This is a genomic window from Mesorhizobium sp. 1B3 (genome assembly GCF_050958605.1).
Taxonomy (GTDB): Bacteria; Pseudomonadota; Alphaproteobacteria; order Rhizobiales; family Rhizobiaceae.
In genome coordinates, this window is record NZ_JBJHDO010000011.1 from 202,902 (window position 1) to 222,945 (window position 20,044).

19 protein-coding genes are annotated in these 20,044 nt (G+C 65.4%); 5 read left to right on the forward strand and 14 right to left on the reverse strand.

What is annotated here, in order from left to right; all coding sequences use genetic code 11:
* Window positions 1–8: 8 nt before the first annotated feature.
* Together ACCO56_RS25850 and ACCO56_RS25855 are read right to left on the reverse strand one after the other, a co-directional pair.
* The gene (locus ACCO56_RS25850; protein ID WP_433643766.1) at window positions 9–503 is read right to left on the reverse strand and encodes a (2Fe-2S)-binding protein; all 495 of its coding nucleotides are present in this window, start codon (window positions 501–503) and stop codon (window positions 9–11) included.
* 27 nt (window positions 504–530) lie between these two features.
* Window positions 531–1,337: an FAD binding domain-containing protein gene (locus ACCO56_RS25855; RefSeq protein ID WP_433643767.1), complete on the reverse strand. Its 807-nt coding sequence runs from the start codon at window positions 1,335–1,337 to the stop codon at window positions 531–533.
* A 147-nt stretch (window positions 1,338–1,484) separates the two neighbouring features.
* Between ACCO56_RS25855 and ACCO56_RS25860 the strand changes: the two genes are divergently transcribed.
* Window positions 1,485–2,162, forward strand: coding sequence for a GntR family transcriptional regulator (locus ACCO56_RS25860; RefSeq protein WP_433643768.1), 678 nt, complete (start codon window positions 1,485–1,487; stop codon window positions 2,160–2,162).
* 292 nt (window positions 2,163–2,454) lie between these two features.
* Here the strand turns inward: ACCO56_RS25860 and ACCO56_RS25865 are convergent, their stop codons facing one another.
* The 12 genes from ACCO56_RS25865 to ACCO56_RS25920 form a co-directional block, all read right to left on the reverse strand.
* Window positions 2,455–3,909: an aldehyde dehydrogenase family protein gene (locus ACCO56_RS25865; protein ID WP_433643769.1), complete on the reverse strand. Its 1,455-nt coding sequence runs from the start codon at window positions 3,907–3,909 to the stop codon at window positions 2,455–2,457.
* 5 nt (window positions 3,910–3,914) lie between these two features.
* Window positions 3,915–4,682, reverse strand: coding sequence for a sugar isomerase domain-containing protein (locus ACCO56_RS25870; protein ID WP_433643770.1), 768 nt, complete (start codon window positions 4,680–4,682; stop codon window positions 3,915–3,917).
* 26 nt (window positions 4,683–4,708) lie between these two features.
* The gene (locus ACCO56_RS25875) at window positions 4,709–5,455 is read right to left on the reverse strand and encodes a nucleoside phosphorylase (RefSeq protein ID WP_433643771.1); all 747 of its coding nucleotides are present in this window, start codon (window positions 5,453–5,455) and stop codon (window positions 4,709–4,711) included.
* A 1-nt stretch (window position 5,456) separates the two neighbouring features.
* Window positions 5,457–6,320, reverse strand: coding sequence for a carbohydrate kinase family protein (locus tag ACCO56_RS25880; RefSeq protein WP_433643772.1), 864 nt, complete (start codon window positions 6,318–6,320; stop codon window positions 5,457–5,459).
* A complete protein-coding gene (locus ACCO56_RS25885) occupies window positions 6,317–6,874 on the reverse strand; it encodes a cysteine hydrolase family protein (protein WP_433643773.1) in 558 nt (185 codons plus the stop codon). Before ACCO56_RS25885 ends, ACCO56_RS25880 begins: the two co-directional genes overlap by 4 nt.
* Entirely contained in the window at window positions 6,871–7,773 is a 903-nt protein-coding gene (locus ACCO56_RS25890; protein WP_433643774.1) for an ABC transporter permease, read from the reverse strand. Before ACCO56_RS25890 ends, ACCO56_RS25885 begins: the two co-directional genes overlap by 4 nt.
* The gene (locus tag ACCO56_RS25895) at window positions 7,770–8,825 is read right to left on the reverse strand and encodes an ABC transporter permease (RefSeq protein ID WP_433643775.1); all 1,056 of its coding nucleotides are present in this window, start codon (window positions 8,823–8,825) and stop codon (window positions 7,770–7,772) included. Before ACCO56_RS25895 ends, ACCO56_RS25890 begins: the two co-directional genes overlap by 4 nt.
* The gene (locus ACCO56_RS25900) at window positions 8,822–10,366 is read right to left on the reverse strand and encodes an ABC transporter ATP-binding protein (RefSeq protein ID WP_433643776.1); all 1,545 of its coding nucleotides are present in this window, start codon (window positions 10,364–10,366) and stop codon (window positions 8,822–8,824) included. Before ACCO56_RS25900 ends, ACCO56_RS25895 begins: the two co-directional genes overlap by 4 nt.
* A 15-nt stretch (window positions 10,367–10,381) precedes the next feature.
* Window positions 10,382–11,416, reverse strand: a complete 1,035-nt coding sequence (locus ACCO56_RS25905) for a BMP family lipoprotein (RefSeq protein WP_433643777.1) — start codon at window positions 11,414–11,416, stop codon at window positions 10,382–10,384.
* Window positions 11,337–12,173, reverse strand: a complete 837-nt coding sequence (locus ACCO56_RS25910) for a GntR family transcriptional regulator (RefSeq protein ID WP_433643778.1) — start codon at window positions 12,171–12,173, stop codon at window positions 11,337–11,339. Before ACCO56_RS25910 ends, ACCO56_RS25905 begins: the two co-directional genes overlap by 80 nt.
* Window positions 12,174–12,316: 143 nt before the next feature.
* Complete coding sequence (locus ACCO56_RS25915; RefSeq protein WP_433643779.1) at window positions 12,317–15,397, reverse strand: efflux RND transporter permease subunit; 3,081 nt, start codon at window positions 15,395–15,397, stop codon at window positions 12,317–12,319.
* On the reverse strand, window positions 15,394–16,578 hold the full coding sequence (locus tag ACCO56_RS25920; RefSeq protein WP_433643780.1) for an efflux RND transporter periplasmic adaptor subunit: 1,185 nt from the start codon (window positions 16,576–16,578) through the stop codon (window positions 15,394–15,396). The genes ACCO56_RS25915 and ACCO56_RS25920 overlap by 4 nt, the downstream gene beginning before the upstream one ends.
* A 171-nt stretch (window positions 16,579–16,749) precedes the next feature.
* Between ACCO56_RS25920 and ACCO56_RS25925 the strand changes: the two genes are divergently transcribed.
* The 4 genes from ACCO56_RS25925 to rpsP all read left to right on the forward strand — a co-directional run bounded on the left by ACCO56_RS25925 (window position 16,750) and on the right by rpsP (window position 19,927).
* On the forward strand, window positions 16,750–17,298 hold the full coding sequence (locus ACCO56_RS25925; RefSeq protein ID WP_433643781.1) for a TetR/AcrR family transcriptional regulator: 549 nt from the start codon (window positions 16,750–16,752) through the stop codon (window positions 17,296–17,298).
* 241 nt (window positions 17,299–17,539) lie between these two features.
* Window positions 17,540–19,108 carry a signal recognition particle protein gene (ffh, locus tag ACCO56_RS25930; RefSeq protein ID WP_433643782.1) on the forward strand — a complete coding sequence of 523 codons (1,569 nt, stop codon included), beginning with the start codon at window positions 17,540–17,542 and terminating at the stop codon, window positions 19,106–19,108.
* Between the two features lie 8 nt (window positions 19,109–19,116).
* Window positions 19,117–19,473 carry a chorismate mutase gene (locus tag ACCO56_RS25935; protein ID WP_433643795.1) on the forward strand — a complete coding sequence of 119 codons (357 nt, stop codon included), beginning with the start codon at window positions 19,117–19,119 and terminating at the stop codon, window positions 19,471–19,473.
* A gap of 64 nt (window positions 19,474–19,537) precedes the next feature.
* Window positions 19,538–19,927: a 30S ribosomal protein S16 gene (rpsP, locus tag ACCO56_RS25940; protein WP_433643784.1), complete on the forward strand. Its 390-nt coding sequence runs from the start codon at window positions 19,538–19,540 to the stop codon at window positions 19,925–19,927.
* Window positions 19,928–20,044: the final 117 nt, after the last annotated feature.

The following is a 20,044-nucleotide window of genomic DNA, read 5'->3' on the forward strand; positions in this document are numbered from 1 at the left end:
CGGCATCCTCAGGCTGCCCTGGAAGTCTGGGAAGCGCGCATCCGGGCAGCGGCGTCCAGAACCGCGTCGATGATCGCCTCATAGCCGGTGCAGCGGCAGATGTTTCCCGAGATCGCCCGCACTGCATCTTCCCGAGTGGGATCAGGGTTTTCGCTGAGCAGGCCCGCCGTCGCCATGATCATGCCGGGGGTGCAAAAACCGCATTGCGTGGCGAAGCCTTCGAGGAACGCTTCCTGGATCGGATGCAGACCGGCGGTCGGGGTGAGGCCTTCGATGGTCGTCACCACGGCACCGTCGATCGTCTCGACCGGCAGCAGGCAGGACATCATCGACTGGCCGTCGACCAGCACGGTGCAGCTTCCGCAAGCGCCCTGCTCGCAGCCGCGCCGCGTGCCGGTGAGGCCTTGCCCCTCGCGCAGCGCCTCCAGCAGTGTCGCGCCCGGCGCAACCAGCATTTCCCGCTCGGCACCGTTGATGGTGAGAGATACGATCGATTTCCTCATGGCTGCCCTCCCGGTAGCGTCGAGGTTCTATTCGCCCAGCAGGGCGCGGCGGATATGGACCGGCGTCACGCGCGCCCGGTACCAGGCGCTGGCATAGGCATCGTCCAGGGGTGCGATATCGTTCACCGCCCGCTTCGCGGCTGCCTCTACATTCGCCCTGTCGAATGATCGTCCGACAAGCGCCTTTTCGACCGATGGTGCGCGCATGGCATGTGGGCCCACGCCTCCAAGCGCGATCCGGCATTCGGTGACCAGCCCGTCGGCCAGCGAAACCAGCGCCGCGACGGTGACCACCGCGGCGGAGTTGACGGTCTTCCGCCCAGCCTTGGCAAACCGGAAACTGCCGCTCGGCGGGAGGGGAAAAGAAACTCCGGTCACGATTTCCTCATGCTCGAGACCGCGTACAACCTGCTCTACCGGAGCGACACGCATGCCCTTCGGAGCCGCAATGCTCGCCGAGGCGCCGAGCGCAACCAGGCAGGCGGCGAGGTCGCCGTAAGGCTGCTTGACGAAGAGGTTGCCGCCGACCGTCGCCATGTTGCGGATGGTGGGCGAGGCCATCGCGTCGAGCGCGGGCCACAGGAAGGCGAGCCGGTCGTCGGACTCCAGAGCCGCGAGCGTGGTCGCCGCGCCGATCGACGCCTCGCCTGCATCGATCGAGATGCCGGACAGCCCGGCCCGGCGCAGGCTCACCAGCGTCGTGAAATCGTCCGTGCCGTAGTTGAGGAGAGGCATAACGGCCGTGCCGCCGGCGATGATTGCCGCGCTCTCCCGACTGCCCAGCACTGCTTGCGCCTCGGCCAACGAGCCGGGCACGACAACCGCTTGCAGCATCGTCTCCTCCCAGAGAACCAGCCTTTTGCCGGGACCTTAGCGGTCTCTTGATTATCCATTATCGATAAATGAAAATCGCTTTGTCAACCGCCTCCTGGCCAATAGGATGTCGAACCGCAATAACGCTGGCCATTCGATGGAAGTTCTATGAGCGAGAAGCCTGTCCTCAAAGCGTCGCTGGAACCGGATTTTTCCAATATTCCGCTGCGGCAGCGGTTGAAGGAAGTGCTGCTGCGGCGCATCCTCGGCGGGCATTACGACCCCGGCGAGAGATTGGTCGAGTTGAGGATCGCGGAGGAATTCGGCACCAGCCAGGGACCGGTTCGCGAGGCGCTGCGTGAGCTCGAGGCGACCGGCCTCGTCACGAACCTGCCCCGGCGCGGTACTTATGTCTCGGAAGTCATGGGCGAGGGGCTTCGCGAGATCTACACGGTTCGCGGAGCCCTGGAAGAGCAGGCGACACGAATCGCCACGCGCCGCGGCACCTGCGACCTCGACTTGCTCGCGCAGGAGGTGGCGTTGATGCGCAAGGCGGCGCTGGCCGGCGATACGCATGGGGTGGTCGAACATTCCGTTAAGTTTCACCGCTCGATCATGGAGGCAGCGAGAAACCGGCTGCTGCTCAACATCTGGCAGTCGCTGCAGATCGAGACGCGCACGACCATCACCATGCTGGTCGAAGGACTCGATCTCGTCGAGATCGCCGACAGCCACCAACCCATCATCGACGCCATTGCGAGCGGCGATGCCGAGGAGGCGGCGCGCGTGGCGCGCGAACATCAAGACTATTTCGAGAGACTGCCGGTGCTGAGCCGCGGAGGGTAGGCGAGGGGTAAGAGCCCCGTAGGCCGCGGCTGTGTAACACCCCCCTCTGTCCTGCCGGACATCTCCCCCTCGAGGGGGGAGATTGGCAGCTTTGGTGTCGGCGCCCCTTCCGCCACGTCGACGATTTTCGAGAAGATACGTGACAGCCGATCTCCCCCCTTGAGGGGGAGATGGCCGGCAGGCCAGAGGGGGGTGCGGCGCGAATGGTCGATCACCGACGCCGTCGGTATGAGCGGCCGCGTCGCGCAGCGTGCCGAGGTGCAGAAAAAAGGGTTGAAGGTGACGTCGGACCTCACCCGCCCAGTCTGTCCCGCACTCGCATCTTGACGTGCTTGGATTCGCGGAAGGCTTCGATGCCTTCCGGGCCGAGCTCACGACCCATGCCGCTCATTTTCCAGCCGCCGAAGGGCGCCTGGAGCTCAGTCGTGTCGTTGACATTGACGCCGATCGCGCCGGCCTCGATCCTGTCGGCCAGTGTCCAGGCGCGTTCGAGATCGCCCGAATAGACGTAGGCAGCGAGACCGAATGGAAGCGCGTTGGCGACGGCAAGGGCCTCGCGGTCGTCGGCGACCGGCCGGATCGCGGCGAGCGGACCGAATGTCTCCTCGGTCAGGGCGAGCGCGGTGTCGGGCACTTCGTCGACCAGCGCCGGCTCGTAGAAGAAACCGCGGTCATAATCCGGCCCGGTGGGAACCCGCCCGCCGATCAGCAGCTTGCCGCCTCGCGCGACCGCGTCGGCCACGTGGCCGGCGACGCGCTGGCGCACTCCTTCATGGAGGACGGGTCCGTAGAGCACGCCGGGTAGCACGCCATGGCCGAGCCTGATCTTCCTGGTCTCCGCAACGAGCGCCTCGACGAAATCCTTGTGGATGCCGCGGGACACCAGGATGCGGTTCACCGCAATGCAGATCTGGCCCATATTGGAGAAGGAGCGCCGTGCCGCGGCGGCGGCTGCTTCCGCCGGGTCGGCGTCATCGAGCACGATGAAGGGGCTCTGGCCGCCGAGTTCGAGCGACAGGCGCTTCAGGTTTCCTGCGGCGGCCCGCATGATCGATTGGCCGGCCGGCACCGAGGCTGTGGCGGTAATCATGCGGATGCCGGGATGTTCGGCGAGTGCCGCCCCGACCTCCGGACCGGTACCGGGAATATCGTTCAGCACCCCGGCGGGCAGACCGGCATCGGCGAAGCACTCGACCATCATGGCGATCGCCAGCGGCGTCTCATGCGGCGGTTTGGCGACCAGCGTGCAGCCGGCAGCCAGGACGGGCGCGACCTTCCAGCAATAGAGGTCGACCGGATAGTTCCACGGCACGATCGCGCCGACCACGCCGACGGGGGCGGTGGTGACGAGGCTGCGGATATCGGAACGCGAGGAGGGCCGGATCGAACCGCCGAGACGGCGGCCTTCCTCGGCATAGTAGCGGATGACCGAGATGCCGAAGGAGATCTCCTTGCGCGAATCAGGCACCGGCTTTCCCTGCTCCCGCGTCAGCATCTCGGCAATGGCCTCGATCCGCTCCTCGACGAGATCGGCGGCGCGATGCAGGATGCGAGCACGCTGGTCGGCGTGAGTTTCCGCCCAGAGCGGCAGGGCCCGTGTGGCAGCCGTCACAGCGCGATCGACATCGGCGCGGCCGGCTATCGCGGTGGAGCCGACATGCTCCGATGTCGCGGGGTCGCGGATCTCCAGGTGCCCGGCCTCCTTGGCCTCATGCCAGGCACCGTCGATATAGAGCTTGCGGTCCATGGCGATCACCGTGCCTTGAGCCGGCGCCAGAGCTGCTCGTAATTCCCGTCGTTCTGGCGGTTGGCAGCTTCCTTGCCAGTGGTGTTGGGGCTGACCATCACATGCGGCTTGATCCCTTGTCTGACCAGCTTCTCCGCGGTGGTCGAGACGATGGCGTGGGCGACCGCGATGGTGACGCTGGTCGAGCTCGCGCCGACAGGCGATTCCAGCCCGTCGATGAACAGTGAGGCGTCGGCCAGCGGAATGCCGGTATCGATGACGACGTCGGCCACCTCGAACAGGCGCTTGCCGGACGAGTGGCGCGACGGGGTCGCCGAGGAATGGGGCAGCGAGGTGACGCCGATCAGCTTGATGCCGCGCTCCTTGCACTCCATGGCGATGTCCATGATCACGGCATTGATGCCGGAATGGGAGAACAGGATCATCGTGTCAGCCGGGTCGACCTGGTGCGAGCGCAGGATCGCCTTTCCGTAGCCCTCCTGGGCATGGATGAACCGGTACTGGCGGGCGCCCATGTCGCCCCACACGTGGTGGAAGGAGATCATCGTGCTCTCCACGATCGGGCGGAAACCGACGATCGTTCCGGTCCGCGGAAAGCTCTCCAGCGCCGGTAAGGCGCCGTGTCCCGTGCCGAAGGTGAAGACGAGCTTGTCGGCGGCGATGCTTTCCGCGCAGAGCTCGGCGGCCTTCTCGATAGCCTCGCCCTGGGTCGAGCGGACCTTTTCCAGCCTTTCGGCCAGCGTGCTGAAATAGCGGTCGACGATGGACGTCATCTGATTGCCTTTCTTGTCTTTTTCGGTCAGGCCGTGATCGCGTCGAGGGCGATCTCGAACAGATCGCGTTCGGCCTTGGCCATAGCCTCGTCGCCGATCTTCTCCTGGGTGAAGGCGTCGACCGTGGCGACGCAGAGCGTCGAGGCACGGGCGCCGAGGATGCGCCCCGCCGTCAGCAGGGCGGAGGTCTCCATATCGGTGCCGATCAGGCCCATTCGCTGGATGTCTCGCTTCAGCCCGTCGATCATTTGCCGGCGCTCGCCGGAAAGGCCGAACATTTCGGTATAGAAACCGTCGTAGGTTCCGTAGATGCCGGCGTGCCAGGGTCTGCCGGAGCTTGCCAGGCGCTCCCGCAGCCTGGTGTTGAGGTCGAAGTCGGCGATCGCCGGGAAGCCGATCGGCGCATAGGTGTTCGACGTACCCTCAGCACGCAGGGCGCCGTCTGCCAGCACGAAGTCGCCAAGTTTGGCCGGGGGCACGGCCATGGCCGTGCCGATGCGCAGGAAGGTCCGGACACCGAGCGCGAAGAGCTCGTGCATGACGATGGTTGCGATCGGTGCTCCCATTCCGAAGGCCGACACGGTCACACGTTTGCCGCCGCGTGTGCCCGTTGCCGTGCGAAGGCCACGATTTTCGGAGACGAAATGCACATCGCTCATATGCTCCGCGATGCGTCCGATGCGAGCCGGGTCGCCGACGAGAATGGCATATTCGCCGATCTCGTCACGACGGGCGCCGATATACCAGGCGGTGTTGGACCGTTCTTCACTCATGTCATGCACTTTCCATTTCAATTGTCCGCCGGGCGCCGAGCAGGGCGGCGGCCGCGCGATGGCCGGCCTGCAGGATCACAGCGGGCTCGGTCGCTCCGCCGGCGAGCGCGGCCAGCACGCCGGCGGCAAATGTGTCTCCCGCGCCGGTCGGGTCGCTGAGCGCGATCGGGGTCGCAGGCACAAAGCTTGTCATGCCGTCGCGCGTCAGCGCCGCACCCTCGCCGCCTTGTGTCTCGATCAGGATTTGCCGCTCGCGTGGCTCGGCGGGCAGCATGTCGTCCACGAAGGCGCGCTCCGCCCGGCTGCAGCAGATCAGGTCGGAGCGCCCGGCGAGCTCCCGCGCGAGCGCCGTGGAAAGCGCGCGCGGATCGTGCTTCACCACCCAGGCGAGTTTCGTTTCGGGGCGCAGGTTCTCAAGAACGGCTTCCGTCGCTCGCGGAGGGCCGATCGTCACGCAAACCCAATCGGCCCTGGCGACCAGGCTCCTTTGGGCATCGACAAGCGTCAGCCCGGCCGGCATGCCGGGATCGTAGAGACAGAAACAGCCGCCGTCGGGCTCGTAGGCTAGCACGGCGACGGGCGTCCGCGCGCCTTCGATCACGGCGAGACCCGCCGCCGGGATGCCGCGCTCGGCAAGCTGGCTGCGATAGGTCTCGCCCCCGGCATCGTTGCCGATCCAGCTCACCGGATAGGCGTCGGCTACCCCGCTCGCCACCAGTGCGGACGTGACATAGGCGGGTGCGCCACCGAGGCGAGGCCAGGCGTTTTCCGGACGATCGAGAATGGTGGTGGTGCGTCCGGGTCGCGGTGACCCGTCGAGCACGGCCACGTGATCCAGGCTGGCATAACCCGTGACGACGATCATGACAGCATCCCGATGGCCTCGGCGAGCGGCACGACGCGGCCCATGTAGCGATCGATGTCCTCCAGCGAGGCTTCGGCCAGATGCGGCCTGTTCGAGTTCGTCGCTTCGCGCGGAACGACCGGCTCGAAGCCGTTGGCGAAGGCGTCCTGCGCCGTAGCGCGAATGCAGACATTCGTCTTCACGCCGGCGATGACCACGCGCGTCACCCTCTGTTCGGCGAGGAAAAGCGCCAGGTCGGTGGCGAAGAAGGCGCTGAATCGCCGTTTGAAGACGGTCGTCTCCTTCTCGCCTCGCGGCTCGAAGCCGGGGAAAAAAGCGGCGTCAGGGGCGTCGGCGAGGTGGTGCACCGGCAGCTTGCGCCATTCGAAATCGTCGAAGGCCGGGCGATGCTTCTCGGCGGCATGGACGACGACGGCCCCGGAATCGCGCGCCGCGGCAAGCAGGGCAGCCAAGGCGGGAAGCACCTCCTCGACGCCTGCATAATGGTTGGGATGCCCGGGTTCGAAGAAGGAATTGATGACGTCGACGAGGATGAGGGCAGTCTTTTCTGTCACCACTGGGTTCCTTTCGCGCGTGCCCGCTTCACGGCGAGCGCCATCAGGGTCAGCACCACGATCACCATCACATAGGGCAGCGTCTGCACCAGCTCGGCGGGAACGCCTCTGCCCTGGAGCCTGATCTGGATGGCGTCGAAGAAGCCGAAGAGCAGGGCGCAGGCAGCGGTCAGCCACGGGCGGTTGCGTCCGAAATAGAAGGCAGCGAGCGCGATGAAGCCGCGTCCGGCGGTGATGCCTTCGTTGAAGATGCCGACGACGCCGATCGACAGATACGCGCCGGCAAGACCCGACATGATTCCCGCATAGGCGGTCGAGATGTCGCGCAGCGTCAGCGGCTTGAGGCCGAGCGCCCTGGCCGCCTGCGGTGCCGCTCCCGTGGCGCGAAGGCGAAGGCCCGCCCGGGTGCGGGCGAGGAACCAGGCTGTCAGAGGCACCATCAGCCATGCAGCCCAAGTGAGCGGGTCGTGGCCCGAAAAGATGGCGCCGAGAACAGGAATATCGGCAATCACCGGAATTTCGAAGCGCGGCAGCCGCGCCACATCCGGGAGGCTGAGCGTTCCCGAGCTGCCATAGGCGGATTTCAGGAAGAAGCGCACGAGGCCGGCGACGGCGATGTTGAAACCGAGCCCGACAATGATCTCGTTTGCCTCGAGCCGGGTAACCGTGAGCGACATGAGGAGGCCGAGAATGCCGCCGGCGGCGGCTGCGACCACCAGGGCGGCGCTCCAGCTCCCGGTCTGGGACGCGACGATGAGCCCGAGCAGGGCGCCGGCGAGCATCATGGAATCCAGCCCGATATTGACCAGCCCGCCGATTCGGTTGATCAGGCCGCCAAGGGCCGCCAGCAGGATCGGCGTCGTCATGACGAAGGCGGCGTGTATGACGTTGTCGATCATGGCCGGTCCCCTTTTCGGATGAAGATCCAGCCGACGCGGGCGACGGCGAAGATCATGACCATGCCTTGCAATATGCTGACGATCTCGATCGGAACGTCGCTGAAAAGCTGAATGGTGGCGCCCGACGTGGCGAGCGCGCCGAACAGGATGGCGGCGAGGAAGATGCCGAGAGCGGAGCCGCGCCCGAGCAGCGCCACCGCGATGCCCGTGAAGCCGTAACCCGGGGAGAAGCCGGAAACGAAGCGGCCGACGCTGCCCAGCGCATGGATGCCTCCGGCCAGGCCGCCGATCGCGCCGGAAAGCAGCATCATCTTGATCACGAGCATCGGCACGTTGATGCCGGAAGCTATGGCGAAGCGGGGGTTGAGGCCGGCGAGCCTCGTTTCGAGGCCGAGTGCGGCCCTGGAGCTCCAGAAGGCATAGGCGAAGAGCAGTGCCACGGCGATCAGGAAGCCGGCATTGAGGGTCGAGGGAGGCATGAGCTTGGGAAGGCGCGCGGCCTCCACCACCATCGGCGTGGCGGAATTCGCGGCGCCAGGGGCCAGAAGCGGCCCGTTGACCAGATAGGCGGTGAGGCTGACGGCGATGAAATTGAGCATCAGCGTGGTGACGACCTCGTCGACGTCGAGCCTGGCCTTGAGCAGGCCCGGCACCAGCATCCACAGGCCGCCGACAATCACCGCCGCGGCCAGAGCGGCCGTCAGGAGGATGAAGGCGGGAAGGCCGACATAGGTGAAGCCGACATAGGCGGCGGCAAGCCCGCCGACGAAAACGCAGCCCTCGACGCCGACGTTGAAGGCGCCGGCTCGGAAGGCGACAGCGGTTGCAAGACCGGTCAGGATCAGAGGTGTCGCCGCCGCGAGGGTCGCGGCGATGCGCTTCGCGCCGCCGAAGGATTCAACCGCGAGAAGTCGATAGACCTCCAAGGGGTTATGGCCGGCGAGTGCCAGCACCAGCGCGGCGGCGATCAGCGCGACGGCAAGGGGAGCGAGCGCCTCCGCCGCGCCCCGCCATCGGGCGGCAGCCGGCATGGATTGGACGGTCGCGCTCATGCCGCGGCTCCCTGGAGCATAAGCCGGCCGATGTCCTCGATCCGGGCGGATCCGCGCTCGACCTCGCCCGTGACGCGCCCGCCGTAAATGACGACGATGCGATCGGAGAGGGTGATCAACTCATCGAGTTCTTCGGAGATGACGAGCACGGCGCCGCCGCGATCGCGGAAATCGAGCAGGCATTGGTGGATGAAGGCGATGCCGCGGATGTCGACGCCGCGTGTCGGCTGGCAGGCCAAAAGCACCTTGGGGTCGCCGTCCAGTTCCCGGGCGATGGCCACACGTTGCTGATTGCCGCCGGACAGGCTCCCGATGGGCTGCGCGGCGGAGCCGCGAACCACCGAATAGCGATCGAGCAGCGCCTCGACGTGACGGGCGATGGCGCCGACCTTCAGCAGACCGTGGCGGCTGAGATCGGAGCGCCGGTGGTGACCCGCGATAGCGTTCTCGCCGATGGAGGCAGGCAGACAGAGACCTTCCGCGGCGCGATCGGGGCTGAGATAGGCGAGGCCCATCAGGCGGCGTTGGCGCAGCGAGCACGTTCTCGCGTCGGCGCCGGCGATACGGATCGATCCCGCGTCGGCCCGGCGGAGGCCCGTAATCGCTGCGGCAAGCTCGTCCTGGCCGTTGCCGGCGACCCCGGCAATGCCGACGATCTCGCCGGCGCGCAGGATCAGGTCGAAGTCGGAAAGACCGGCTTGGCCTCGTGGATCGCACACGTCGAGCCCGGCGATCTCCAGCACCGCTTCGCCCGCATTGCCTGGCCTGGCCGTCGGTCGCGCCAGGATCTCGCCGATCATCATTTCGGCAAGCCTCGGCTTGCTTGCCTCGGCAACCGGCATGGTGCCGATGACCTGGCCCGCGCGGATCACCGTGATTTCGTCCGCCACGGCCAGCACCTCGTCGAGCTTGTGGCTGATGAAGAGAATGGTGCGGCCTTCGTCGCGCAGCTTGCGTAGCAGCGCGATCAGCTCCTTTATCTGCGGCGGCGCCAGCACGGCCGTCGGCTCGTCTAGGATCAGAGCGTCGGCGCCGCGATAGAGAAGGCGCAGGATTTCGACGATCTGGCGGACATGGACCGGTGCGTCCTCCACCGGCATGCCCCAATCGAGCTTGACGCCGGCCAGTTTTTCGAGCCTGCGCGCTTCGGCGAGTGCGGCCTGCCTGTCGAGGCGCCCCAGGGCGTCGACGGGCTCGTGCGCCAGCACCAGATTCTCGAGGAGAGAAAGTCCGGGCACGAGCATGAATTCCTGGTGGACCATGCCGATGCCACGGGCGAAGGCGTCCGCCGGCCCCAAAAAGACAGTGGGAAGACCGTCCACGATCACGACGCCTTCAGTCGGCCTGTCCATGCCTTGCAGGATGCGCATCAGCGTCGATTTGCCTGCACCGTTGCCGCCCACGATGGCATGGACCGTTCCGCGCCTTGCGCGGAAATTTATGTCCTTGTTGGCGACGACGGTCCCGAACCGCCGGGTGACGCCATGGGCACCCAGCCGGATCGATGGATCGGGCGTGATCTCTGGTCTCGGGGTCATCATACGCCTGGCAAGAACCTACTTGAGGTAGTCGGGGTAGCCTTGATCGACTACGTTCCAGACCTTGATTTTGCCCGACAGGATGTCCTGCTTCGCGGTTTCGACCTTTTCGAGGATCGGCGCGGGGACGAGGTCCTTCGTGTGCTTCATTTCGGAAAGGCCGACGCCGTTCTCCTTGAGGCCGAAGGTGACGGTCTTGCCGCCCTGGAACTTGTCCGCCGCGTAGTCCTTGAAGACGCTCTCGACCGCGACGTCGGTGCGCTTGACCATGCTGGTCAGCACCGAGCCCGGCGCGATGCCGTCCTGATCGGTGTCGACGCCGATGGCGTAGTGACCGGTTTCCTTCGCCGCCTGGATCACCCCCATGCCGGTGCCGCCGGCAACCTGGTAGATGATGTCGGCCCCTTCCTCGAACATGGCCTTGGCCATCTGGAGACCGATGGCGGGATCACCGAAATTGTTGGAATATGCGACCTTGACCTGGACATCGGGATTGGCGGCCTTGGCGCCTTCGATGTAGCCAGCGATGAACTTGTCGATGCCGGCCGACTTGGTGCCGCCGATGACGCCGATGATCGGCTGCGGGTTGATGCCCTTTATAGAGGTGTCGGTGGTTACGAGCGCGGCAAGCGTGCCGGCGAGGTAGGAACCTTCCTGTTCCTGGAACAGGACCGATGCGATGTTGGCGCCTTCACGAACCTGATTCAGGATGACGTAGTTGGTCTCCGGATAATCCTTGGCGACTTCGACCATGGGCTCGCCATGGGAATATTCGAGGTCGATGATGAGACCGAAATCGGCATCGGAGGCGCGGCGGAGGATCTCGGCCGCCTGAGCGACCACATCCTTCGATTCCACCGGCTTGCCTTCGATCCCGGTCTCCTGGGCGGCCTTCTGGAAACCGGAATAGGCGAGATCGTTGTAGGACTGGTCTCCCAGCCCGCCCTGCGCGACGATCAGCGCGGCAGGTTTCTCAGCGGCCGTCGCCGCTTGTGCCCCAAGGCCCGAGGCGAGGGCCAAGATGGCCGCGCCCTGCATCCAGTATTTCAACATGGTTTTTCTCCTGTCCGAGGTTCCCCGAACGATGCTGCCGGACGAGGCGGGCCTCGTAGGAATATCGGCGGGCATCGTAGATTGCGCTGACGGCGTCGAGCGGCGTTCCGTCGGCTGCAAAGGAATGACGGGTGACGGCGACGACGACGGCGTCGCCCGTCAGCCCGAGAAGCTTGCGATCGTCCTTGCCGGCGACGCTGGCGACGAGATGTTCGGTGGCGGTGTCCACGGAAAGGCCATGCTCGCCGTAGTAGCGATAAAGCGAGAAATCGCTTGCGCGGGCGACCTTCTCGGTGAGGCCGATCGAATCGATCAGCTCGGCCGAAAGCACCGACCTGTGGCGGGCCACCGCGACGCCATCGACCCTGCGAAGCCTGTCGAGCAGCACCAACTCGGCATCCTCCGGATAGGGTAGCCCGTCCCGCCAGCCGGTCTTGGTGAATGCGATCAACTCGTGGCTCGGCTTGCGGCCGGCCGCCTCGACTGCCTCGGTGAAGGAAAGCAGATAGCCGGGCGCGCGGCGCAACGGTGCCTCTGCCACGAACGACCCGCTGCCCTGACGGCGCGTGATCAGGCCTTCGTCGACGAGCTGCTCCACCGCCTTGGCCACCGTGAAGCGGCTCACGCCCCAGTCCTTGGCGAGCTGCGGCTCGCTCGGGATGCGCGCGCCACTGTCCATGGCGATGATATCCTCGCGCAGCCTGTCGGCGATCTGCAGGTAAAGCGGTCCTTCGCGATCTCCGGTTCTGGGATTCATGCTTCGCTCAAGTTGTCCAGTCAACTGTACAGGTTATTTGCCGGCGTGCAAGGGGGCGATTTCATCGATGCGGCCGGGTCCAAAAGAAAACGCCCCCTGTCCGGTGGGACAGAGGGCGTCGAGAAGTGCGGCTTCTGGAAGGATCAGTGCGATCCGGCCGGCTGCGCTTCCGGCATCTCCGCCGGTTCGGGCAGGTCCTTCTTGGCGATGAAGGTGTAGAACATCGGCACCACGAACAGCGTGAACACGGTGCCGACCAGGATGCCCGAGAAGATCACCAGGCCCATGGAGTAGCGGGCGGCCGCGCCCGCGCCGCTGGCGATGATCAGCGGCACGACGCCGAGCGCCATGGCCGCCGTCGTCATCAGGATCGGGCGCAGGCGCACCTTGGCCGAAGCGATGATCGCCTCGCGCCGGCTGAGGCCATGCTGCTCGCGCTGCTGATTGGCGAATTCGACCAGCAGAATGCCGTGCTTGGTGATGAGCCCGATCAGCGTGATCAGGCCTACCTGCGTGTAGATGTTCAGCGTGCCAAGGCCGAGATTGAGCGGCACGATGGCGCCGAAGATCGACAGCGGCACCGTCATCATGATGATGAGCGGATCGCGGAAGCTCTCGAATTGCGCGGCAAGCACCAGGTAGATCACGATCACCGCAAGGGCGAAGGCGATGGCGATGGTATTGCCTTGTTCCTTCTCCAGCCTGGACTGGCCGGAATAGTCGATGAAGAAGCCGGCCGGCAGCGACTGCCGGGCGATGTTCTCGATGGTGGCCAGACCGTCGCCGGTGGTGACGCCCGGAATCGGCAGCGCCGAGATGGTTGCGGCGTTCAACTGATTGAACTGCTCGATCGAGGCCGGCGAAGCGTTGGTGGAGATGTTCACCACCGCCGACAGCGGCACCATCTCGTCGGTCACGCTGCGAACGAAGAACTCGCCCAGCCTCTGGGGGTTGTCACGATATTCCTGCGGCACCTGCATGATGATGTCGTAGCTGTTCGATTCCCGGTCGAACTGCGCGAAGGAGCCGCCGCCCACCAGCAGGCTGAGCGTCTGGCCGATGTCGCGGATCGGCAGATTGAGCGCCGCCGCCCGGTTGCGGTCGATGGTGACCGTCACCTGCGGAGCGTCGAAGGACAGCGAGTTCTGCACCACGATGAAGCGGCCGGAAGCCTCGGCCTCGCGCTTGATCTTCTCGGCGACCTCGTAGACCTGGCTCGCCTCGCCGGTCGACTGGATGACGACCGAAATCGGCAGCCCGCCGCCGGCGCCCGGCAGCGAGGGCGGCGCGAAGACCAGTGCCTCGACGCCGGCTCCCTTGACGAGACGCGACTGGAGATCCTGCTGGATCTCGGCCTGGGAACGATCGCGTTCGGCCCAGTCCTTGAACGCCCAGACCGCGAAGGCCTGGTTGGTGACGCCGCCGCCGAAGGCGACCGCCGAGAAGGAAGACTGCAGCTCGGGCAGATCCTTGGTCAGGTCCATGAGTTGGTCGACATAGCGGCTGGTGTAGTCCGAGGTCGCATAGCGCGGCGCGGTCACCAGCGAGAACAGCGCGCCCGAATCTTCCTCCGGGGCCAGTTCGCTCGAGGTTTTGGTGAACAGGTAGCCGCCGAGCGCGACCAGCGTCACCACCACCAGCAGCGTCACCGGACGATAGTTCAGCGAGCCCGCCACCAGTCGCTCGTAGCCGTTGGCGAACCGCTCGAAGGTGTTGTCGACGATGTTCTGGAAACGGCTGTGCTGGCCGGCCTTGAGCAGGCGCGCCGACATCATCGGGGTGATCGTCAGCGCCACGACGCCGGAGATGACAACGGCGCCGGCCAGCGTGACCGCGAATTCCCGGAACAACGAGCCGGTCAGGCCGCCGGTGAAGGCAAGCGGTGCGAAGACGGCGGCGAGCGTGATGGTCATCGCCACCACGGCCGAGGTGATCTCGCGCATGCCGTTGAAGGCGGCCTGGATCGCGGACATGCCGTCTTCTTCCATATGGCGGTGGATGTTCTCCACCACCACGATCGCGTCGTCCACGACAAGGCCGATCGCCAGCACCATCGCCAGGAGCGAGAGCAGGTTGATCGAATAGCCCATGACGAAGAGCACGAAGCAGACGCCGACCAGCGACAGCGGGATGGTCACGATCGGCATCAGTACCGAGCGGAACGAGCCGAGGAACAAAAGAATGACCACGATGACGATAGCCACCGCTTCGGCGATCGTCTTGAAGACCTCCTCGATCGAGGCGCCGATCTGCTCGGTCGCGTCATAGACCATGGTCACGGTCATGTCCTGCGGCAGGCTTGCCTGCAGCGCGGGAAGCTCCTTGATGACGGCGCCGGCCGTGTCGAGCGGGTTTGCCGCCGGCGTCGGGAAGATACCGATGAAGATGCCGGGCTCGCCGTTGAAGTTCACCCTCGTATCGGTGTTCTCCGCCGCCAACTCGACGCGTGCCACGTCACGCAGCCTCACCACGTCGCCATTCTCCGATCGGAGCGGCAGCGCCCCGAAGGCCTCCGCGGTCTGCAGGGTCGAGCGAACGGTGATCGAATAGGCGACGAACTCGTTTTCGGTCTTGCCGGGGGCGGACAGGAAGTTCGAGGCGTTGACGGCGTTCATGACTTCGGCTGCCGTCAGACCGCGTGCGGCCAGCTTGATCGGGTCGACCCAGACGCGCATCGAATAGTTTGCCGCGCCAAGGACCTGGACCTCGGCCACGCCCTCGATGGTGGACATGCGGGGACGGATGACGCGCTCGATATATTCGGTGAGCTGCTCCGACGTCATGTTGGGGTTCTGGATCGCCAGATACATGATGGCGAACTGCTCGCCCGTGCCCTTGACGATGACCGGGTCCTCGGCGTCTGTCGGCAACTCGCCGCGCACGCCCTGCACCTTGGACATCACCTCGGTAAGAGCGATGTCGGGGTCGGAGCCGAGCTTCATCTGCACGGTGACGACACTGGCCGAGGGACGGCTCTGCGAGGTCACGTAGTCGATGTTTTCCGTGGTCGAGACGGCGCGCGCGATCGGCTGGCTGATGAAGCCCTGGATAAGATCGGCACTGGCCCCGGGATAGGTCGTGGTGATCGTGATCACCGTCTCCTCGACCTCCGGGTATTGGCGCACCTGGAGGTTGAAGATGCCTTGCAGGCCAAGCAGCATGATGAGCAGCGCCAGCACCGTCGAAAGGACCGGGCGGCGGATGAAGATGTCGGAGATGCTCATTTCTGGGCAGCCTGCTGATTGGGTGGCGTGTTCACGTCGAGCGTGTTGTCGACGACCACCGGCGCGCCGTTGCTGAGCCGGTTCTGGCCGGCAGTGACGACCTCCTCGCCCGGCGACAGGCCCTCGGTGATCTCGACCAGGCCGAGGTTGCGCCGGCCGGGCTTGACGAAGATCTGGTGGGCGACCAGCGAGGATTTGTCACCGGCCGCGGCGGCGGGAGCGCCTTCTGCCGGCTGGGCCGGAGCCTCTTCATCCCCTGCCTTTTCGGCCGGCCGCACGACATAGATATAGTCGCCGTAAAGGCTGGTAACGAGCGCGGTCTGCGGCAACGCCACGATATTCTTCTCCTCGGGCAGCACCACGCGCACGTGGACGAACTGGCCGGGGCTCAACTGGTCGCCGGTGTTGGCGACCTCCGCGCGCACGGCCACAAGCCGGCTGGCTGGGTCGATCTTGGGATCGATACCGAGAATCTGACCCCGGAAAGGCAGGCCCTCATCGTCTTCTCCCGTGCCGAGTTGCACCGGCTGGCCGATTTTGAGCAGCGGCAGCTGCTGTTCCGGGATGGAAAAGTCGACCCGCATCGTGTCGAGGTCTTGCAAGGTCGCGACCCGGTTTCCGGGTTGCAGGAACTGGCCGAGGTCGACGCGCGGAATGCCGACAGTGCCGCTGAACGGGGCCCTCAGCTGCTTCTGGTCCAGAACGGCCTGCAGCTTTGCGACCTGGGCGGCCGAGACGGCCGCCTGTGCCCTGGCCGCGTCGAGCGTGACTTGGGAGCCGACGCGACGATCCGCCAGTTCCTGGGCGCGCGTCAGCGCCGTCTGGTCGTTGGCGGCCTGTGCCTTCTGCGCCTCGAGATCTGCCTTCTCGACGGCGTCGTCGAGCTGGATGAGCACCGCTCCCTGTTCGACCTTCTGATTGGCCTGGAAGCGGATTTCCTTGACGATACCCGTCGTCTCCACCGTCAGGTCGACGCCCCGAGCGGCACTCACAGTGCCGATCGCCTCGACGCCCGGCGTCCAGGTGATCGGTTCGACCTTGACCGTCGAGACGGTCACCGGCTGTACCGGCATGTTGGCGAAGAATTGCTGGATGGCGCGATCGCGGAAGATGTTGAATCCGACGAGGCCGCCGACCACCAGGACGAGAAGTATGAACGCGATGACAAAGCGCTTGATCATGACGGAGGCGAACCTGTGATTGTCTTTTAAAAGGGTGCGACTTTCGATCGTGCGGCGTCGCGCCGCTGTGCGAATCCACGGCTGGATTCAACCGGCGCGTTACTGTACCGTCTGGACGGTATTGTCAATTCCGGCGCATACAGTTCCTGACATAAGTGTGATCGCGACATCGTGAAGTCAAAGAAAAGTTCCAGGCTGAAGATCCTTCTTGCCGCAGACGAGCTGGCCCATGATCTCGGACCTGGAAACCTGTCGTTGGAGGCGGTGGCGCATCGCGCGGGCGTCTCCAAAGGTGGGCTGCTCTACCATTTCCCGTCCAAGGCGAAGCTGCTCGAGGCGCTCGTGGAGCACCATATCGAAGCTTTCGACGCCATGCTTTCCGAGAAGCAGAAGGCCAAGGGCGACGAATGCAATGGGTTGCTAGCAGCCTATCTTGACCTCGTGATGGCCGATTTCGACAAGAAGCAGCCACCGCCTTCGGGCGTATTGGCGGCTCTCGCCGAGAATCCGGATTTCATCGCCCCGATCCGGCAATATAACCGCCTGCTGCTCGACAGGCTCAAGGCGAATGCGACCAACGAGGCCGCCGCGCTCATCATGTTTCTCGCGCTGGAAGGCATGCGAGCCATGCAGGTCTTCGGCCTCGACGTGCTGACGCTCAAGGAGCGGGATGAGGTCATTGCGGCCTTGCACGTTCCCATTGAAGCCGGCAAGCCTTGACTTTGACGGGTTTTTCCTGTCTAAGCCGCCCGAAATTCCGCGACGAGTTCCACTCCGAGCAGCCGACCGGGACGCCATAGAGCCTTGATCGATCCCGGAGGCCAACACCCGGCAGCGCGATGCGCCCCCGGGTGCTTTTTGGCTTTGGCCTATCGAAAGTGCCGGTGGCCCGGTTGGAGCAAAGGCGCGGAAGCATTACCTCTCCGGCATTGTCTGGATGCCGGAGACGAAGGGAAGATGAATGTTTGAATCCCTGCAAGAGCGCCTTGGCTCGATCCTGAACGGCCTCACCGGCCGCGGCGCGCTGTCCGAAGCCGACGTGGCGGCGGCGCTGCGCGAGGTTCGGCGCGCATTGCTCGAGGCCGACGTGGCGCTGGAGGTCGTACGTTCCTTCACCGAGCGCGTGCGCGAAAAGGCTGTGGGCGCCGCCGTGCTGAAGTCGATCAAGCCCGGCCAGATGGTCGTCAAGATCGTCCATGACGAACTGGTCGAGATGCTCGGCCAGGAAGGCAAGACGATCGACCTCAACGCGCCGGCCCCGGTGGTCGTGATGATGGTCGGCCTGCAGGGTTCCGGCAAGACCACGACTACGGCGAAGATCGCCAAGCGGCTTGTCGAACGGCAGAACAAGCGCGTGCTGATGGCCTCGCTCGACACGCGCCGGCCCGCCGCGCAGGAGCAATTGCGCCAGCTCGGCGAGCAGACCAAGGTGCCGACTCTGCCCATCATCGCCGGCCAGTCGCCCGTCGACATCGCCAAGCGCGCGGTACAGGCCGCCAGGCTGGGCGGCCACGACGTGGTGATCCTCGACACGGCTGGCCGCACCCATATCGATGAACCGCTGATGGCCGAGATGGCCGAAATCAAGCGGGCTTCCAGCCCGCATGAGATCCTGCTCGTCGCGGATTCTCTCACGGGTCAGGACGCGGTCAATCTCGCCAGGAGCTTCGACGAGCGCGTCGGCATTACCGGCCTTGTCCTCACCCGCATGGACGGCGACGGGCGCGGCGGTGCCGCGCTGTCGATGCGCGCTGTCACCGGCAAGCCGGTCAAGCTCATCGGCACCGGCGAAAAGATGGATGCGCTGGAGGAATTCCATCCCAAGCGCATCGCGGACCGCATCCTCGGCATGGGCGACATCGTCAGCCTCGTCGAGAAGGCCGCCGAGACGATCGACGCGGAAAAAGCCGCGGCGATGGCCAAGAAGATGCAGTCGGGCAAGTTCGACCTCAACGACCTCGCCGACCAGCTTGGCCAGATGGAGAAAATGGGCGGTATGGGCGGCATCATGGGCCTCATGCCCGGCATGGGCAAGATGAAGGAGCAGATGGCCGCGGCCGGTCTCGACGACCGGATGTTCAAGCGCCAGCTCGCCATCATATCGTCGATGACCAAGGCGGAGCGCGCCAATCCCGATATGTTGAAGCACAGCCGCAAGAAGCGCATCGCCGCCGGCTCCGGCACCGATGCTGCGGAGATCAACAAGCTCCTCAAGATGCATCGCCAGATGGCTGACATGATGAAAGCAATGGGCGGCAAGGGGAAAGGCGCCGGCATGATGCGCGGCATGATGGGCGGCCTGGCTTCGAAGATGGGCCTCGGTGGCGGCATGGGCGGCCTGCCGGATCTGTCGAAAATGGATCCCAAGCAGCTCGAGGCCCTGCAGAAACAGGCCGAGGCGGCTGGGCTCGGCGGCGGCCTGCCCAAGGGCCTGCCGGGTGGATTGCCCGGTCTTCCCGGCGGCATGAAACTCCCGGGCGGCTTTCCCGGTCTGGGTGGCGGGCTGCCGGGTCTCGGCAAGAAGAAGTGAGCAGAACCATGGGTGACCAGGCCGAGAAAGAGAAGGCGCTTGTCGCGCTCGCCGAATACCGCGCATCGATCGACAATATCGATGCGGCGGTGATCCACATGTTGGCCGAGCGCTTCCGCTGCACCAAGGCGGTGGGCGTGCTCAAGGCGGCGCATGACCTGCCGGCCGCCGACCCGGCACGCGAAGGCCAGCAGATCGCGCGGTTGCGTCAACTTGCGCGCGACGCTCATCTCGATCCCGATTTCGCCGAGAAATTCCTGAACTTCGTGATCAAGGAAGTGATCCGCCATCACGAGCAGATCGCCGCTACCAATGGCGGCGCCACGACATCCGCCCCTCCCGGCGGGGTCAACGAAACCCACTGACGCCGCCCTCGGCAGTCTCGACGAACCACTGAATCGCAACGGATTGAACCTTTAGGAGAAAACCATGGCACTGAAAATCCGTCTCGCCCGCGCGGGCTCCAAGAAGCGCCCGTACTACCACATCGTCGTCGCCGACGTGCGTTCGCCGCGCGACGGCCGCTTCATCGAGGCGATCGGCTCGTGGAACCCGCTGCTGCCCAAGGACGGCGAGCGCGTGAAGCTCGACGCCGACCGCGTCAAGCACTGGCTGGCCAACGGCGCGCTGCCGACCGACCGCGTGCTGCGTTTCCTCGACCAGGCAGGGCTCTCCAAGCGCCCGGCCCGTTCGAACCCGACCAAGGCCTTGCCGGGAAAGAAGACGCAGGAGCGCCTCGACGCCATCAAGAAGGCCCAGGAGGAAGCCGCCGCCGCGCTGGCAGCTGCCACCGCTCCGGCCGAGGAAGCCGCGTCCTGATCGGACCGACATCGATGCTTTCGGAAACGGCGGGTCCTTGACCCGCCGCTTTCATTTTGAGCGGTCACCGAGGGGCGGGGAAGGAAGCGGGCACCTTTCCCCTTTCCCACCCGCCCT

What these genes read in the sequence shown, in the direction of transcription:
- ACCO56_RS25910 (WP_433643778.1), bottom strand. Translation starts at nt 12,173, where the DNA reads ATGAATCCCAGAACCGGAGATCGCGAAGGACCGCTTTACCTGCAGATC.
- ACCO56_RS25850 (WP_433643766.1), bottom strand. Translation starts at nt 503, where the DNA reads ATGAGGAAATCGATCGTATCTCTCACCATCAACGGTGCCGAGCGGGAA.
- ACCO56_RS25880 (WP_433643772.1), bottom strand. Translation starts at nt 6,320, where the DNA reads ATGATCGTCGTCACGGGTTATGCCAGCCTGGATCACGTGGCCGTGCTC.
- ACCO56_RS25865 (WP_433643769.1), bottom strand. Translation starts at nt 3,909, where the DNA reads ATGGACCGCAAGCTCTATATCGACGGTGCCTGGCATGAGGCCAAGGAG.
- ACCO56_RS25900 (WP_433643776.1), bottom strand. Translation starts at nt 10,366, where the DNA reads ATGATGACCCCGAGACCAGAGATCACGCCCGATCCATCGATCCGGCTG.
- ACCO56_RS25905 (WP_433643777.1), bottom strand. Translation starts at nt 11,416, where the DNA reads ATGTTGAAATACTGGATGCAGGGCGCGGCCATCTTGGCCCTCGCCTCG.
- ACCO56_RS25915 (WP_433643779.1), bottom strand. Translation starts at nt 15,397, where the DNA reads ATGAGCATCTCCGACATCTTCATCCGCCGCCCGGTCCTTTCGACGGTG.
- ACCO56_RS25855 (WP_433643767.1), bottom strand. Translation starts at nt 1,337, where the DNA reads ATGCTGCAAGCGGTTGTCGTGCCCGGCTCGTTGGCCGAGGCGCAAGCA.
- ACCO56_RS25870 (WP_433643770.1), bottom strand. Translation starts at nt 4,682, where the DNA reads ATGACGTCCATCGTCGACCGCTATTTCAGCACGCTGGCCGAAAGGCTG.
- ACCO56_RS25875 (WP_433643771.1), bottom strand. Translation starts at nt 5,455, where the DNA reads ATGAGTGAAGAACGGTCCAACACCGCCTGGTATATCGGCGCCCGTCGT.
- ACCO56_RS25920 (WP_433643780.1), bottom strand. Translation starts at nt 16,578, where the DNA reads ATGATCAAGCGCTTTGTCATCGCGTTCATACTTCTCGTCCTGGTGGTC.
- ACCO56_RS25935 (WP_433643795.1), top strand. Translation starts at nt 19,117, where the DNA reads ATGGGTGACCAGGCCGAGAAAGAGAAGGCGCTTGTCGCGCTCGCCGAA.
- ACCO56_RS25895 (WP_433643775.1), bottom strand. Translation starts at nt 8,825, where the DNA reads ATGAGCGCGACCGTCCAATCCATGCCGGCTGCCGCCCGATGGCGGGGC.
- rpsP (WP_433643784.1), top strand. Translation starts at nt 19,538, where the DNA reads ATGGCACTGAAAATCCGTCTCGCCCGCGCGGGCTCCAAGAAGCGCCCG.
- ffh (WP_433643782.1), top strand. Translation starts at nt 17,540, where the DNA reads ATGTTTGAATCCCTGCAAGAGCGCCTTGGCTCGATCCTGAACGGCCTC.
- ACCO56_RS25860 (WP_433643768.1), top strand. Translation starts at nt 1,485, where the DNA reads ATGAGCGAGAAGCCTGTCCTCAAAGCGTCGCTGGAACCGGATTTTTCC.
- ACCO56_RS25890 (WP_433643774.1), bottom strand. Translation starts at nt 7,773, where the DNA reads ATGATCGACAACGTCATACACGCCGCCTTCGTCATGACGACGCCGATC.